This is a genomic window from Natronosalvus amylolyticus, from assembly GCF_024298845.1.
Classification (GTDB): domain Archaea; phylum Halobacteriota; class Halobacteria; order Halobacteriales; family Natrialbaceae; genus Natronosalvus; species Natronosalvus amylolyticus.
Window position 1 is genome coordinate 284,241 of sequence record NZ_CP101160.1, and the last position, 15,220, is coordinate 299,460.

General features: G+C 55.5%; 10 protein-coding genes. 3 read left to right on the plus strand and 7 right to left on the minus strand.

Features of this window, described 5'->3' with window-relative positions; all coding sequences use genetic code 11:
* The first annotated feature begins 250 nt into the window (after window positions 1-250).
* Complete coding sequence (locus NLK60_RS18950; protein ID WP_254810843.1) at window positions 251-2,617, plus strand: methyl-accepting chemotaxis protein; 2,367 nt, start codon at window positions 251-253, stop codon at window positions 2,615-2,617.
* 1,637 nt (window positions 2,618-4,254) lie between these two features.
* Here the strand turns inward: NLK60_RS18950 and NLK60_RS18955 are convergent.
* Complete coding sequence (locus tag NLK60_RS18955) at window positions 4,255-4,551, minus strand: amphi-Trp domain-containing protein (RefSeq protein ID WP_254810844.1); 297 nt, start codon at window positions 4,549-4,551, stop codon at window positions 4,255-4,257.
* Window positions 4,552-5,125: 574 nt separating this feature from the next.
* Complete coding sequence (locus NLK60_RS18960; protein ID WP_254810845.1) at window positions 5,126-6,154, minus strand: zinc-dependent alcohol dehydrogenase; 1,029 nt, start codon at window positions 6,152-6,154, stop codon at window positions 5,126-5,128.
* 304 nt (window positions 6,155-6,458) lie between these two features.
* Here NLK60_RS18960 and NLK60_RS18965 point away from each other — a divergent pair, with 304 nt between their 5' ends.
* Window positions 6,459-7,466, plus strand: a complete 1,008-nt coding sequence (locus NLK60_RS18965; RefSeq protein ID WP_254810846.1) for an amidohydrolase family protein — start codon at window positions 6,459-6,461, stop codon at window positions 7,464-7,466.
* A 257-nt stretch (window positions 7,467-7,723) separates the two neighbouring features.
* Here NLK60_RS18965 and NLK60_RS18970 read toward each other — a convergent pair whose 3' ends face one another.
* The 4 genes from NLK60_RS18970 to NLK60_RS18985 form a co-directional block, all read right to left on the minus strand.
* A complete protein-coding gene (locus NLK60_RS18970) occupies window positions 7,724-8,842 on the minus strand; it encodes an aryl-sulfate sulfotransferase (RefSeq protein ID WP_254810847.1) in 1,119 nt (372 codons plus the stop codon).
* A 144-nt stretch (window positions 8,843-8,986) separates the two neighbouring features.
* Complete coding sequence (locus NLK60_RS18975; RefSeq protein WP_254810848.1) at window positions 8,987-9,649, minus strand: YdcF family protein; 663 nt, start codon at window positions 9,647-9,649, stop codon at window positions 8,987-8,989.
* A 118-nt stretch (window positions 9,650-9,767) separates the two neighbouring features.
* Window positions 9,768-10,505 carry a fumarylacetoacetate hydrolase family protein gene (locus tag NLK60_RS18980; RefSeq protein ID WP_254810849.1) on the minus strand — a complete coding sequence of 246 codons (738 nt, stop codon included), beginning with the start codon at window positions 10,503-10,505 and terminating at the stop codon, window positions 9,768-9,770.
* Window positions 10,506-10,988: 483 nt separating this feature from the next.
* Window positions 10,989-12,713 (minus strand): N,N-dimethylformamidase beta subunit family domain-containing protein, encoded by a 1,725-nt coding sequence (locus NLK60_RS18985; RefSeq protein ID WP_254810850.1) that lies wholly within the window; start codon window positions 12,711-12,713, stop codon window positions 10,989-10,991.
* A 249-nt stretch (window positions 12,714-12,962) separates the two neighbouring features.
* Here NLK60_RS18985 and NLK60_RS18990 point away from each other — a divergent pair, with 249 nt between their 5' ends.
* Window positions 12,963-13,982, plus strand: a complete 1,020-nt coding sequence (locus NLK60_RS18990; RefSeq protein WP_254810851.1) for an amidohydrolase family protein — start codon at window positions 12,963-12,965, stop codon at window positions 13,980-13,982.
* 260 nt (window positions 13,983-14,242) lie between these two features.
* Here NLK60_RS18990 and NLK60_RS18995 read toward each other — a convergent pair whose 3' ends face one another.
* Window positions 14,243-15,025 carry an IclR family transcriptional regulator gene (locus NLK60_RS18995; protein ID WP_254810852.1) on the minus strand — a complete coding sequence of 261 codons (783 nt, stop codon included), beginning with the start codon at window positions 15,023-15,025 and terminating at the stop codon, window positions 14,243-14,245.
* Between the last annotated feature and the right edge of the window lie 195 nt (window positions 15,026-15,220).

A 15,220-nucleotide genomic window follows, 5' to 3' on the forward strand; every position in this document is an offset into this window, starting at 1 on the left:
GTCAGGAAAGAAAACTTTGGGGTTCAGCATTTGAGGCCATCGCGGACTCGCCATAGTCAGTCTTTCCGTCAACGACCGGAGGGCACGGGAAGGGCGATCATGTGCAGCTCCGCTGAGAGTACCACAGGATAAAGCAAATTTATCGAGTTTCCGCTCGAGGCCCGTTCGTGCGGCCTGGATATTCCCTCAGCCGATATATTTAATATGTGCTACTATAATTACTTATTCGCCAGCGAGTAAGTTGTCATACATGAGTTCCATCTCTTCATCACTCGTCCCGTCGTTTATCAAGCGGCGATACGCTGCGAAGTTCGTCGTATCGATACTCTTCGTGTTGATTGCCATCGGCCTCGTCGGCGGGGTCGGCTACGTAGACGTAAACGAGACTCTCGAGCAGGACGTCGAGGACGAACTCCACTCGATGTCCGTGATGCAGGCAGATTCACTCGACGAGTGGACCAGTAAAATGTCCTCTCAAGCTCATTTATTGAGCGAGCGCCAGGAGATCCAACAGGGAGACACACCACAGATCGAGGCCCAGTTCGCCTACGAACGTCCTGCCCGACTCGACGATGCCGCGTCGCTCTACGTCGTTGAGATCGATTCGGGTGAAGTGATCGCTAGCTCCACCGAGGGAGATCGTAACCCCGAGGGAACGCATATCGATGACATTGACGACCCGTGGGCAAACGAGAGCGTTTTCCAGGAAGCCCACGGCGACAACGTGTGGATGTCACCCGGAACGTACCGATCGAGCGGTAACCCCGACCGTGCCGTCGTTGCATTCGTTACCCAGGCAGGGAACGACCGCGTGGTCGTTTTCGAGGGATCGATCGACGTCCGAATCGGCCAACTACACCAGGGCGGTGAGTCTCAGTTCACCGAGATCATCGACACGAACGGAGAGTACGTCCTGCGCGCCGAGGACGACGAGCTGGACGCCACCGAAGGGGGTGCCATCGACGACGACCGTCAGCTCGAAGCTATCCAAAGCGCCGCTGCGGATCGCGAGGTTCAGTTCACACGACACGACGGTATGCTCCGGGCGTACACCCCAGTCGGCGCCGGCGACCGAACCGGTGATTGGGTCGCGGTGACGAATGTGCCCGCCAGCGATGCCTTCGAAGTTCGTGACACTGCCGGACTGAGCGTCCTGTCGATCATCGCGACCGGTTTCCTCACGCTCGGCATCATGGGCATTGTCCTCGGCCGCCAGACGGTGACGCCGATCCGTCGTCTCCAGACCAAGGCCCGGTCGATGGAGGCGGGTGACCTCGAGGTCGACCTCGAGAGCGGTCGAACCGACGAGATCGGCCGACTCTACGGAGCCTTCGACAGCATGCGCATTTCCTTACGGGAGCAGATCGACGATGCGCGCAAGGCCCGCGACGAAGCAGATGCCGAGCGCCAGCGCATCCAGCATATCAACCAGGAACTCGAGAAAACTGCGGATGACTACAGCATCGTCATGCGACGCGCCGCCGAGGGTGATCTCACTGCTCGCATGGATGCCAGTACGAGAAACGAGGCCATGGTCGAGATTGCCGACGAATTCAACGCGATGCTCGCCCAGATCGAGCAGACTGTCGAGCAAGTTAACGCCTTTGCCACTGCGGTCGCCACCGCATCCGAACAGGTCACCGCCTCTTCCGAGGAGGTTCGGACGGCTTCCGAGCAGGTCGCCGAATCTGTCCAAGAGATTTCCGGAGGTGCCAAGCGTCAGCACGAAGCCTTGGGTAAGGTCGACTCAGAGATGTCGAATCTATCTACAACTACCCAACAAATTGCTGCCTCCTCGAACGAGGTCGCCGATATCGCCGAACGAACGGCCGAAACCGGTCGCAAGGGCCGACAGGCCGCACAGGACGCCATCCAGAGTATGCGAGAGACCGAAACTGAGGCCGGATCAGCTCTCGAGGAGATGCATGCCCTCGAAGAAGAGGTCGCCCAGATCGACGAACTTGTCGAACAAATCCAGGAAATTGCTGGCCAGACCAACATGCTCGCACTCAACGCAAACATCGAGGCCTCTCGCTCCGCTTCGAACGAGGACGGCGGCTTCGGCGTCGTCGCTCAGGAAGTCAAGGAACTGTCCACCGACGCCAAACAGGCCGCCGACAAAATCGAACAACGGCTCGGATCGATTCGTGAGCAGACTGACGACTCGGCCACAGAGGTCGAAGCTACTAGTCAGCGCCTCCAAAACGCCAGCAGCCGAGTAAAGGAGGCCGTCGAGGCGCTAGAGGTGATAGCTCAGTACGCAGCCGAAACCAACTCCGGCATCCAGGAAATTTCCGCTGCCACCGAACAGCAGGCCGCCTCCACGCAGGAGGTCGTCGCGATGGTCGACGAGGCTGCCTCCGTCTCCGAGGAGACCACTGCCGAAGCCGAGAGCGTCGCCTCCGCTGCCGAAGAACAGACCGCCGCACTCACCGAAGTGTCGGGTTCTGCCTCCGATCTCTCCGGCCAAGCGGCACATCTCTCCGAGGTGCTCGACGAATTCGACACTGACGCCGACAGTGAGAGCAGCATGGAAACCGGTACGTTCGACTTTGTTGACCTGGACTCCGCCCCCAAAGCCGAGGACGGTTACGCTAACGACGTGCATCCAGACTAGTGGTTCGTCACGGCTGCATGTGTGAGCCGGACGATGAGGTTAGCTCCACACATCGACGCTTGACGGAGTCCTAGTGGCTTCCCAAACCTAAACTGGTGGGTGAAATCAGGCGGTGCGATTCGATTTCACCCATGAGTCGACGTTTGGGAGGGTACTAGACCAGAGTGTCCAACCCACACGAGGAGTACGCCCCTCGATCCCTGGATCATGATCTCAGACGAGTCGATTTCGAAATTTCGCTTCGGACCTTCATTCCGATTCGGAGCACGGCTCTCTACTGCGTCGACGCTATCTGCAGATTTCATGGCAGAGTGCCTCGAGGTCGACTCCGGGCATTCTCCTTTACGCTTGTAAAACACGGGACATCGGCCGTCCTCAATCTCGCTGACAATACCAGAGGATCAAGAGGATTCCAGTCGCTGTAGTGCCTAGCAAGGCGAAATTCATGATAGAGATGATGAACGCATCCGCCGGTTGCGTGTCGATTAGCATGGCCACGAGGTTAAGGAAAAATAGGACCGTCACGATAAGTAACAATAGATAGAGGATAGGAGCGTATCGACAAATGAACTCCCTAAAGCGACACTGATCGGAAGATGATCCTTCCACAGTCATCGGACCCCTGTGTCGGGCCGATTTGTTCGGAGACTCACGCCATATTCTGCAAACTCTACCGTTATCAATCCTCCGAGGCCCGGTTGCGGTATCGAATTCTTCCGACTCCCGATGCTAATGTCCCACGGGAGCATTGGATGTCGAATAACGCCCGTGCAAAGGGTTCGGCGCCCCTGTAACGGGCGCGACCGGTGACGCCTCGAGTCACCGACTGCTACCTGTGATCGCTGACGCCGGTACTGAGGCAGTGCCATGAGGATTGATTCTTTAGCTGGTAAAAAATATTTTTTGATACGGTTGGTCGTAGTCTCTTCCCAGTGATAGCCAACACGGAATAGCGACCACCGGAAAAATTGCAATCTGCCGTATGAATAATTTTCGAGTTGGTTCCAAAAAGGCGGCCAATATATTTCGTGTATTTTCAATTATAATCTAATTATCAAGCAGTAGAATTATATTTCCACCCTATGCATGTTTGTATGGTGATTGTTTTGTATATTGGCATTATAATTGTGTGTAGGACACACAATTCAGACCTGGCGTTAGACCAACATTTCATCCACGAGTTGTGGAAGGGAGTCAACACAGGTTTTCAGTGTAAAACCACGTATCGAACGGGATCCGGTCGACGTGATCGAGATAATCGTAGCGTTCAACCAACAGACGGAAACCACAGATACGGAATCAGTACCATTAATCACAGCATCGACAAGCAACTGTATCTCAGTTAACCGATACAGTAATCCTGTAGCTGTATTATTGTCGTCCCGTTTAAATACCAGGGTGACAACAATACCTTGCAGACAAATAGTAGTGTAGTAATTAGGCAAGATAGCTGACCAACAAAAATAGCATTTTTATTATTAATTAGTATTATACTAACATTATAGGTTGTGTAAATAAGCGTGTCTGACGTCGAGGTGAACTTACCGATCACCGACCTCTGTTGAGTGCATTCCCCCGTGTCATACTACCGTTAGCTCGAGCGACAGCTGCCACCGTATGTGAAAGCAAACGGGTGGTTAGCCGTGTTCGTCATCCGCCGACACCGGTTCGCCGTCTTCCATCGGCCACTCGAGTTCGACTTCCAGCTCGGCCTCGTCGTCGGTGGCCTCGTACTCGACTTCTAGTTCGAAGTGCTCCGGAACCGCCACCGTGAACCCGTTCTCTCCCTCGATATGGATCGTCCCCTCTTCAACACCGGCAGCGACTTCACGCAAGATCGCCGCGCCGTCCGCCCGACTCATCACCCGCTCTCCTTCGTGTTCAGTCTCATGGTTCATCGATTCCGCTTCGTTATCGTGGTCCTCATCGACCATAACCGGCTTACCACGGCCATCGATAAAATAGACTGGGCTGTATGGAAATCCAGATCGGAAAGCAGTGGCCACTTCCAGAGCTTCGTCAGAGCGTGTAACAGAAGTGTGGTGCCCAGAACGAATTCACAAGGCGTCTGTATCACTGAGGGAAGTGCTAACGATGGCTCGAGACCGTTCGAGTAGTCGGAAAATGGATGGCAAAGCCACGGCGGACGGGGAGTGGATGTTCAAACTCGAGTGAGCGTCAATCGGCTCTGATCCACCTGCCATGGCACCCGTATTGGATCGAGACGAAAGCCGCTGCTCTACCAGTAACACTGCTCGGCTGCGCGAACAAAACCGATACGTCGCATCGTTCGCTGTCACACTGTTCTCCAGGCTAATGTGGTTTTCAGCTGAAGCCGACGAAGACTCCCCGGAAGCACGAGTTTTGTTGCGCTTCATGCAATCGAAATAACTGTCGTTTCACTGTAGTCGGCACTTCCTCAAGCGCTACCGTATCAGCACAACCAACAACTACACGAGATAAATCAGCGCTCCTCGAGGAAACTACCCATTATTTCGACAATACGTGCTATTCATCGAAGGTAAACACTGGCTTGCACGTCTTTGAATCCAGAAATGCCGTAAACGCCGCCGCCGGGTCCGAAAGTGAATACCTGTCATCGATAATTCCGTCCGGGCGGATGGTGTTTTCCGACATGAGGCTGAGTGCTTGCTCGAAGTTGGCCCATTTCGACCCGTACGAGGTTTTGATGTCGACCTCGCCCCGGACGATCGTTGACATGGGTATCTCACTGGCGCTACCGGGGAGACCAACGACCACGATCTGCCCACCTTTTCGGACGATTTCTACCGCCAATTCAACACCGGAGTGATGACCAGTGGTATCGAAGACGACGTCAAAGCCGATGCCGTCTGTTATCTCCTGTGTCTTCGAATCGAGTGTTTCCCCGCTAACGGCCGTCTCGATGCCCAGGTCCTCGAGTAACGGGAGTCGATACTGTTCATCCTGTGACAACCCGGAGACAAGAACCCGGCCGCCAATCGAATCGGCGATTGCGGCCACGAGTGCACCGATCGGACCGGGTCCCTCGACGAGTACGGTATCTCCGGGAGTGACCGTGGATCGGGAAAGGACGGCTCGAGCAGCGACGCTGAGTGGTTCCGTAATGGCGGCGTGCTCCATGGGAACGCTCTCAGGAATCGTGTGCAGTTTGTCTGGGTTGGCGACTGTATACTCGGCATAGGACCCATCTCTGTGCATTCCCTTCACTGAGAAGTTCTGACAGACGTTGGATTGTTCGTTCAGGCACTGAAAACACGTGCCGCACGTGCGAGTAGGATTCTCAACAACACGATCACCCTCAGCAAAGTCGGTGACAGCGGACCCTGTTTCCACGATCTCTCCAGCGTATTCGTGACCCATAATCCGTGGCAGTTCCACCCACTCGTAACCGCCCTCGTAAAGATAGGCGTGGACGTCGCTTCCGCAAACACCGGTCGATCCCACCCGTATCAAAACCTGATCGGCATCGATTTGTGGTCGTTCAAGCGTGTCTACTCGAAGTGATGATGGTCCTGTTTGGACCACAGCTTTCATTGTATCTTTCATGTGTGCATGGTGGACGTCGGCTTGTCCCTGTGAGTAACTCGCACGGGGCCCTATTAAACGTACGTATCAATGTGTGAGTCAGACCGTATGCCGGCAATCGTTACTACAGACCCCGTGCATCTCAATGAGGAGGGCGTTGTGACACACACGGACCCTATGAATTCATTACGACAGCGGTTCACATGGCAGACATGGACTTCGACAAGCGAAGCTACCAGTGGCGACAGCACTCACGAGACGTACAGTTCCAAACAGTTCGTCAGTCCCAAACCGGTTACCGGAGGCCGTGGCGATGACAATCGAGACGAATCACGCTAAATGGCGTGCCGAAAACGGTGTCATCGACATGCACACGCATCTTGGCGTCGATTATCTCGAGGAGGCGCTCGAGTATATGGACCAGAACGGAATCACAAAGCTAGTCGATATCACACCCAATACAGACGACAGGTTCGACGATCTCATGGGGGCTATCGAGCCATATCCGGACCGGTTTGGCGCGTTCGGTGGATTCGACTTCGACGGTTTCGGTGAATCGGGCTGGATCGATCGAGAACTCGAGCGAATGGAGCGCTACGTCGATGCCGGGGCCGTCGGGTTCAAGATTCACAAGGCACTCGGAATGGAGTACCGTGACGCAGATGGCGAACTAATTCCCGTGGACGACGAACGTCTCTCGCCGTTGTTCGATAAAGCGGAAGCGCTCGATACGGTCATTGCATTTCACATCGCCGATCCGAAATCGTTTTTCGAACCGCTCGACGAGGTAGACGAGCAATGGGTCGAACAGGGGTGGTGGTGGGGTGACCGCGACCAATATCCGTATCAGTGGTGGGCACTGATTCGACAACTCGAGCGGGTAATTGAACGCCATCCCGGGACGACGTTTCTGGGCGTCCATTTCGGCTGTGCTGCAGAAGAAGTCGGTTACGTCGCTGACGTCATGCGAGAGAATCCAAACTACATCATCGACGTTTCTGCTCGTCTTCCGTGGTTTGGGGCACAGCGGGCGGACATGGTTCGAGATATCTTCCTCGAATTCCAGGATCGAATTCTCTTCGGGACGGATCTGGCAGTTCGCGAACCGATCATGCTCGGTGTGCCACAAGGGTTCGAACCGACAGACGAAGACGTCGAGACGTTTTACGACGCCCACTGGCAGTACTTCGAAACTGATGACGTAGATATCGACCACCCCACTCCGTGGGTCGGCGACTGGACGGTCGATGCGATCGACCTGCCTCGCGACGTCCTCGAGAAGTTCTACGTGACCAACGCTGAACGGTATCTCGGGCTGTAAGTACCGGCCGACGATACTGCTGCTCGAGAATTCAGAATGATACCAGTCGTGGGTAACTTGATAGGGATAGTTGTAGTCACGTATCGCCGAGGGTCAAACCCGTAGCGAGCGCTCTGCGGTAAATTGTCACAACAGTCCCTGTGAGACGTTCTCAGGTATGAGCGGTCACTCGAGGCAGTCCGGGTCGTAGAAACGAGACGCTCGAGACGATGGGGTCGTAGAAACGGGGCGGGTCGAGGCCGGTTATCGATTCCGTCTCACTCGTGTGAAATCCGGTCGAGAAGCGGTTGACAGTACTCGCGCGAGTAGCGTTGGCATCGGTAGATCATATCGCTTCCCCGATTCTGTTCTCGGAGTGGTTCTTCGTACTCCCAAACGAGATCACCCGCAGGCGTGATCTCGAATAGCCACTGCTGATTTCCCGAGCAAACTAGCGTGTTCCCGTTTGGAAGCCGCTGTGCGCCTGATATCGCCGGACTGTAGAAATCCTCCTTTGGCGAACCACGGTACTCCCAGACGATCTCCTCAGTAAGCGGGTCAACTTCGATCACGCGCGACCAGCCGCGTTCGGTGCCGTTGTCGAAGACCAACAGGTTACCGTTCTCGAGCATGTGCGGCAGGTGCTGGCCATCCAGTTCGCTGGGGCCCCAGGCCCAGACGATTTCGCCGCTCGGATAATCGATGACGCCGATGACGTCCACGCTCCGATACGAAAAGACGATGTTTCCGGGTTCGAATCGAACCGGACCGTCACCCCCGAGTTCTTTCCGGTAGGTTTCGTTGTCTGGGATGACCTGAAGCGTGTTGTTGTGTGCCCAGTCGAATCCGTATCTGGTGTCGATACGATTCCTGACGAATTCCCAGTCTTCGCTCGACAGTTGTTCACGAAGTTCGTCGAAGTGGTCCTCGCCGCGCCACTCCCAGTGGAGGTCCTTCGCACGATCGATCTCGACAATGTAGGGGTTGCGTACGAGTTCGGGCGCAATTTCCGGAACCATGTGATCGTCGAGAGTATGTAACAGCATGTGCCCGTCTGGAATATCGGGGGCGCTGTGATCATGTACGCCCACCAGCTGCATGTCGTGATCGATTCGGCAGTGGTACGACCAGACGACGTTGCTCTCGGGGTCGAGTTCGCGAATCCCTGCCTCCTGTATATTGGTCCGATCGCGGGTCGGATAGATCAGGTTCCCATCCGGGAGGAGTTTTGCGTAGGACTGCAGGGCCGTTTCGACCGTCCACTGGTGGATTACCGTTCCGTCCATGTCAACCAGATAAATGTGGACCGGATCGTCGGGTTCTTTGTAAATGTACGAGATCAACGTCAGTCCATCCGACGCCCGCTTCGGGTCGTGGTATCGGAGTTCCTCAGTCATGGTGCTTCTCCGAGTGGGCTCTCGAGGGTTATACCCTCGGACAGAACGGTTGATAGTTTCGCTGAAGGACGCTCCAGGCGACAGTCTAGTAAAGCCTCTGTCCGACGGTATAGTAGCGTAGCCAGTGCCCGCTGGTCCTCGTCATTACTGTGAGGTTTGACAACCATACTCGTCCCTCACGTCTGTGGTATATAATTCTACGCTCTCGAAGGGGTACGTACGGTCGATACTCGACACGTCATGCGCTTCGATTGGGGACGAACAAGGTCGAGCGTCATCGTAATAGTCATGCTTCTCGATCAGTCGCTCACCGATCGATTCGATATCCCCTGACGCAATTCCGTCGAAGAATGCCCTCGCCTGTCGAAGACTTCGAGTCTCATGGCGGGTCGCCTCGAGCGGTGTCCCACTGTAGGCAACCGGGACGATGTCGTAATCTGGTCCGTAACATTGTTCGAAAATGTACGTGGCACGTTCGAGGTGATAGTCGGATGTGACGAGCGTCACTCGGTCGGTCGTTCGGGGGAGGTTATCGACGAGTAGGCGGCTGAAGTACCCGTTTCCGATAGTGTCGAGCGCTCGGTTCTCGAGGATAATCCGGTCAGGACCGACGCCTGCATCAACAGCGTACTGTTTCATTATCACACACTCCGCTTGGCGTGCGGCCGGATTGGTGAAGCCACCCGTAAAGAGGAGCGACGTAGCATCGCTCTCTCGGAACGTTTCGACGCTCACGTCAACTCGGCCACGGAGATGTGTCACCTCACGTGGAGTCCGTGTTCGGCACCCGAGGGTGACGATAACCATGGGAGAGAATTCGCTACCGGTAGAATAAACCTGTCGGGTAGTTACAGCCAACATGCCGTTCTCATAAGCGGGCAATCAGCGGCCGATGCTCGAGAAAGAAACCTCGTTTTCGACGGTGTTATTCCCGTGTCGTCACGTGGTTTTCCAGGATACCGACACCGTCGAATTCCACTTCGACGACATCGCCCTCGGCCAGTGAATCGGGGCCGAACGGCGTTCCACTAGCGATGACGTCGCCCGGTTCAAGCGTAATCAGTTCGGAGACTTCCGATACGAGTTCGGGGACGGAGAATATCATATGTTCGCGTGTCGTTTCCTGCTTGGTTTCACCGTTCAATCGGAGCTCGAGTGTTGCATCCAAAGGGACCTCATCAGGTGTGGCAAGGACTGGACCCATTGGAAGTGATGCGTCGAAGGCTTTCCCTCGAACCCAGTTGCGCTCTTCTTCCTGATCGTCGCGGTTCGAGACGTCGTTGAGGCAGGTAAAGCCGGCGACGACATCCATGGCTTCAGATTCGGAGACATCGCGACACTGCTCACCGATGATGATACCGAATTCGGCTTCGAAGTGAACCACGTCTCGCCCGGGAGGGAGTTCGATGGCGTCACCGTGTCCGACGACGCAGTTCGGCGTCTTCAAGAAGAGTTCGGGACGCTCTGGGATGTCGTCCATTCCAGACTCCTCTCGGTGGTCCATGTATCCACCCGCTTGACAGATGATCTTCGTCGGCTCACTCGGTGGCAACAGTGTGATCGACTCCTGATCGTACACCGTGTTTCCAGATTCGATACCGGAGTCGGTCAATTCGCCGGACCGGACGTAGCCGGACGGATCCCTAAATCGTACTATGTGCATCGTCACTTGACCATCGTTGAGCCGCTATACTATCTTTTCGGTTTGCTGCGTGTCATTTCGCCTGCTCGGTCTTTTCCTCCAGCTCAAACAACGGCCGTACTGATGTGTGATCGACGTACACCGCCCCATGTGAACAACGTACAGGAGCCGTTTACCTGGGGGAAACATCTGGAAAATGGTGTTACAGTCATATTGATGTAATGGTGAGCCTGCCACTGCGTCGACTTTCGCGTTCCTGACTCGGTGCATTCCTTCGCTGTCCAATGTCTGGAATGCGATTTTACCCACCATCTCATGTATGATGAGTTTACCATGGGAAAACGATTGCTCGTTCGCGGTATACTACTGGCCATCACACACTCAACAGACAATTATCCGTGAGTGGGACGTACACATATCACTGCCCAGTCGTCCAAGACACCGGTGAATGAACCATCCCGGGAGTATATACTACCGGGGTTCCGATGGCTTCCGTGTTACGGCTCACGGTTCGAAAGAAGGATTGCCCCCATGGAAAAACTCGTCGAGCATATTCAGCGTAAATTGTTGGAGTCGTTCATCCGGTGTCGCGATAGTGGGAGCATACGCTTTGACCCTGACGTACGGCCACGAAATGTCCCAATCTGGATCGGGATCGATCGCCCGTGTGTACGCGAGTGTCCCTGCACTAAAGACAGTCGCTCCTGAAGGGGCAGTGTACGCCACGGCGTCGGCATCTGCCGGTTTGTGAATGTCGAGGTCGCTACTTCCCGCTTCGTGGTGGAAGAAGTTCGTTGGTTCGCCAGCCAGAGGACAGTCGTCTCGAATCCAATCCCACTCGGGCCCGACTACGGCCTCGATGGTATCGCCTGCCTCGAAACCGGTGTTGGCCATCCACGGATGGTCCATAGCTTCGACCGTCACCTCGTAGTCAGGGAAATTGTAGAGACCTGCACCCCAGCCCATTACTCCCTGTAGTTCACACTCTGGAAGCCCGACATCTCGGAACAGGCCGGTCCGACGTTCGTCCTGTATCGGATCGTCTTCGACCGTCTCTTTGTAACAGACGTACGATCGCCCCTCCTCGTCGTATCTAATCTGCCAGTAGGCGATGTTGGACCCGAAAAAGCCGAGACTGACGCCGTTGTCACGGGCCCTTTCGAAGGCCAGTCGCTGTTCTCGGCTCCAGTATTCGTCGTGACCTGCGCTGATGACGGCGTCGTACGCCTCGAGTACGTCTGGAGCTCGGTGGACGTCGTAATCACAGGCATAGGCAACGTCGTATCCCTCCCGCTCGAGAAAGCGCAACAAGTGGACTGCATACCCGAGATGAAAGGTTATCTCGTTGACGTACGGTCGGTCGTGTGACACCTCGTTTGCGGGGGTGCCATTGCTCGTGTGGTCGTACAGGCTCTTACCGCCCCAGCCGTTATACGCCTGTGCCGTTGCCAGCGGAAGCTGAACCAGCCCCGTTGCGTCTCTGTCGGGATGTGGCCGAACGACGAACGGATGTGCCGTGGACGTCCCCTCGACCGGTCCGTTCAACAGCACGAATCGGGCTACGTAGAGGCCACTCAGCCAGTCTTCGGGAACTTCCAGTATATCGGTATACTCCCAGTCACAGGCCACCCGACCGGTATCGGGGTCGGGGTCCGGTACCGGCTGTCGCTGCCCGTTGGTTCCATCGTCGGATGCCTGGAGGGTTGTGACGAGTCGACCTCCCGCACCGTCGTACCACCCGAGACGGTAAAGGTCGATACGATATCGCCACTCGGAATCGGTGCTCACTGCAAACTCGAGGGTGCCACCCGGCTCGACGCTCGTCGAAGAAGTGTACCCCTCTATTTGATGGGCCACAGCGGCGGGCCGCTCGCTCGGTGATTGTTGTGGTTGCCAGCCGTCGTGTCCCGCTCGCTCGTTCTCAATAGCGATTGAGCGTTCGTCGGTTTCCGACTCGTCTGACTCGTCATCGAGCTCATCATCCTCCGAGGGCTGTCCGGTGGAATCGGATTCGCCATCGTCACTATCGCCCCCAGTCTGTGAATCATCTGATATCGAGAGACAACCGCTCGTCGCGACGACCCCTCCCAGACCAGCTTTGAGCCAGCCCCGGCGACTCCAGCGGTTGGCGCCCTCAAGAGACGGCAGGTGCGTGTAGGAATTACTATTCCCCTCTTTCCTATCGCTATTCTGGGGTTGTTTCTCCTCGCTATCGCGTTCCTCACTCATTACAGAGTGATTAGCCGGAGATGACTTAACTCTCATTACGATAGCCCTGAATTCATTGACTGCGTGAGTATGGTGACGAACGAGTTCTCCCACGTCTCTGTCTCTCCCCCACAACAGAAACGTATAAGTTACCCGCCCATTGTTATCTTCCCACATGGGAATGCCAGCTACGACTGAAGCGATTACCAGTGACCACCACGGAATAGCCCCAATACTGCACGGTCTGTCGCGTTTGGGAGGGCACAGCGCATGACTATCGAGACGAATCACGCCGCGTGGCGACGGGAGAATCCAGTTATCGATATGCACACGCATATCGGTGTCGACTATCTGGACGACGCCGTTCGATTTATGGATCAGAACGGCCTCGAGATGATGGTCGACATTTCAGCGCATACCGGCGAGAGCTTCGAAACACTCATCGAGGGGTTTTCGGAGTATCCCGACAGGTTTGCAGCGTTCAGCGGAATCAACTTCGAGGATCTAGGCGAGGACGGATGGATCGAACGCGAACTCGAGCGAATGGAAGAAGCCGTCGAAGCCGGGGCCGTCGGGTTCAAGATTCACAAGCGGATGGGGATGGTGTACACCGACCCTGACGGCGATATCGTTCCCGTCGATGACGAGCGGCTCGCGCCGATTTTCGAAAAGGCAGCCGACCTCGATGTCGTCGTCGCGTTCCACATAGCCGATCCGAAGGCGTTCTTCAGGCCACTTACTCCCGAGAACGAACGGTACGAGGAACTGTCGGAGAATCCCGACTGGTGGTGGGGAGACCGAGAGAAACACCCCTACGGCTGGTGGGAACTGATCCGACAACTCGAAAAAGTCATCTCTCGGCATCCCGAGACGAAGTTCCTCGGCGTTCACTTCGGCTGCGCCGCAGAAGAGGTCGAATACGTCGCGGACGTTATGCGGGACAACCCGAACTATATCATCGATGTTTCGGCGCGACTCGGCGAGATGGGGCGTCACGACCCAGAGCGCGTCCGGGACATCTTCCTCGAGTTCCAGGACCGGATTCTCTTCGGTACCGACCTCGGTGTAAGGGAGTCGGTCATGCTCGGTTCGCCACAGGGATTCGATCCCACGGACGAGGACGTCGAAGAATTCTACGACGCCCACTGGCACTACTTCGAGACCGACGAAGCAGAAATTGCACATCCTACGCCGATTCAGGGTGACTGGACGGTCGATGCGATCGACCTGCCTCGAGACGTGCTCGAGAAGTTCTATTTCGAAAACGCCAGAAAACACCTGAAGCTGTAGTCCGCAGCAGTTTTTCGGATGACTACTCTGTGACCGAGCCATGTGCTACCACAGTTCGTTTGGCAGAGGTAAACGTGATGATTTTGTCGATGGTAGCCGTCTCGAGTCTACATATGGGGTGTCTCATTGACTGCTATAGTCACGTACGGCGTTTCATCAGCCCCCCATCACCAGTCCGGGCACCGTCTTCGCTCCTTCTCAAAGGCGCTGGTAACTGGACACGCCAGCAGGGGAAACACGAACCGACGAAAAAGTCGAATTCACAGCGAAGTCGAGTTGATCTCGATAACGTTGACGCCTCGCATGATCATGTCCGGCAGTTCGCGCTGGAGTCTGTCTTCGTCCATTCGACTCGAGGGACCGATGATACTCAATGCACCCAAAACGCTTCCGTGTTGATTCTTAATCGGTGCTCCAACCCCAACCAATCCGTGTATCGTCTCCTGATTGTTGAACGCTATACCCCGCTTTCTGACCTCCTCGAGTTGCTCGAGGAGTGCCTGCTTCTGTGTGATCGTGTGTTCAGTAATTTCCGTGAGACCTCGAGTATCGATAATCTCCGCGACGCGTTCGTCTGCGAGGTGGGCAAGAATTGCTTTCCCCACCGCAGTATGGTGGAGTTCGCTGCGATGACCGACGTACAGGGGGGTCTGGACGGCCTGTTCACCATAGGCCACGTAGAGGCAAACACCCATTCCGTGTTCTTCGACGGTGAATAGGGCCATCTCGCCGCTCTTTTCGGCGAGTTTGTCTACTTCCGTTCGAGCCAGTTCCAGGATCGGAATGCGGGATTTCGCGTGGTGGGCAACGTCGATGAACCGTAATCCCAGGTGATATCTGTCGTTTGCGTCTTTGTACACGTAATCGTTCTCCTCGAGCGTTGCCAGGTGGTTGTAGACCGTCCCTTTCGTTACCCCTATTTCCTTCGAAATCTCCGTGACTCCAGCGTCACCGTGTGCTCGTAACGCATCGAGAATCTCGAGCGTTGTCTGCACCGCCTGGATCCGCTTTTTTCCATTTGACGGATCGATGGACGAGGACATTTAATTGGTATGGGTACTCATGGCACTTAAATGTTCAGGTGTGGTAAACGATCGTTCCGTACCAACGGGTCAATTCCGGTTTATCGGTTTATCGCTACACTACTACCCGCCCAATCGTCGGCAGTTGGATAAAACCGGACACCCGCAATCGGTTTCACGCACGAGTACAGGTTTGGGAAGCCACGAACACTGTGA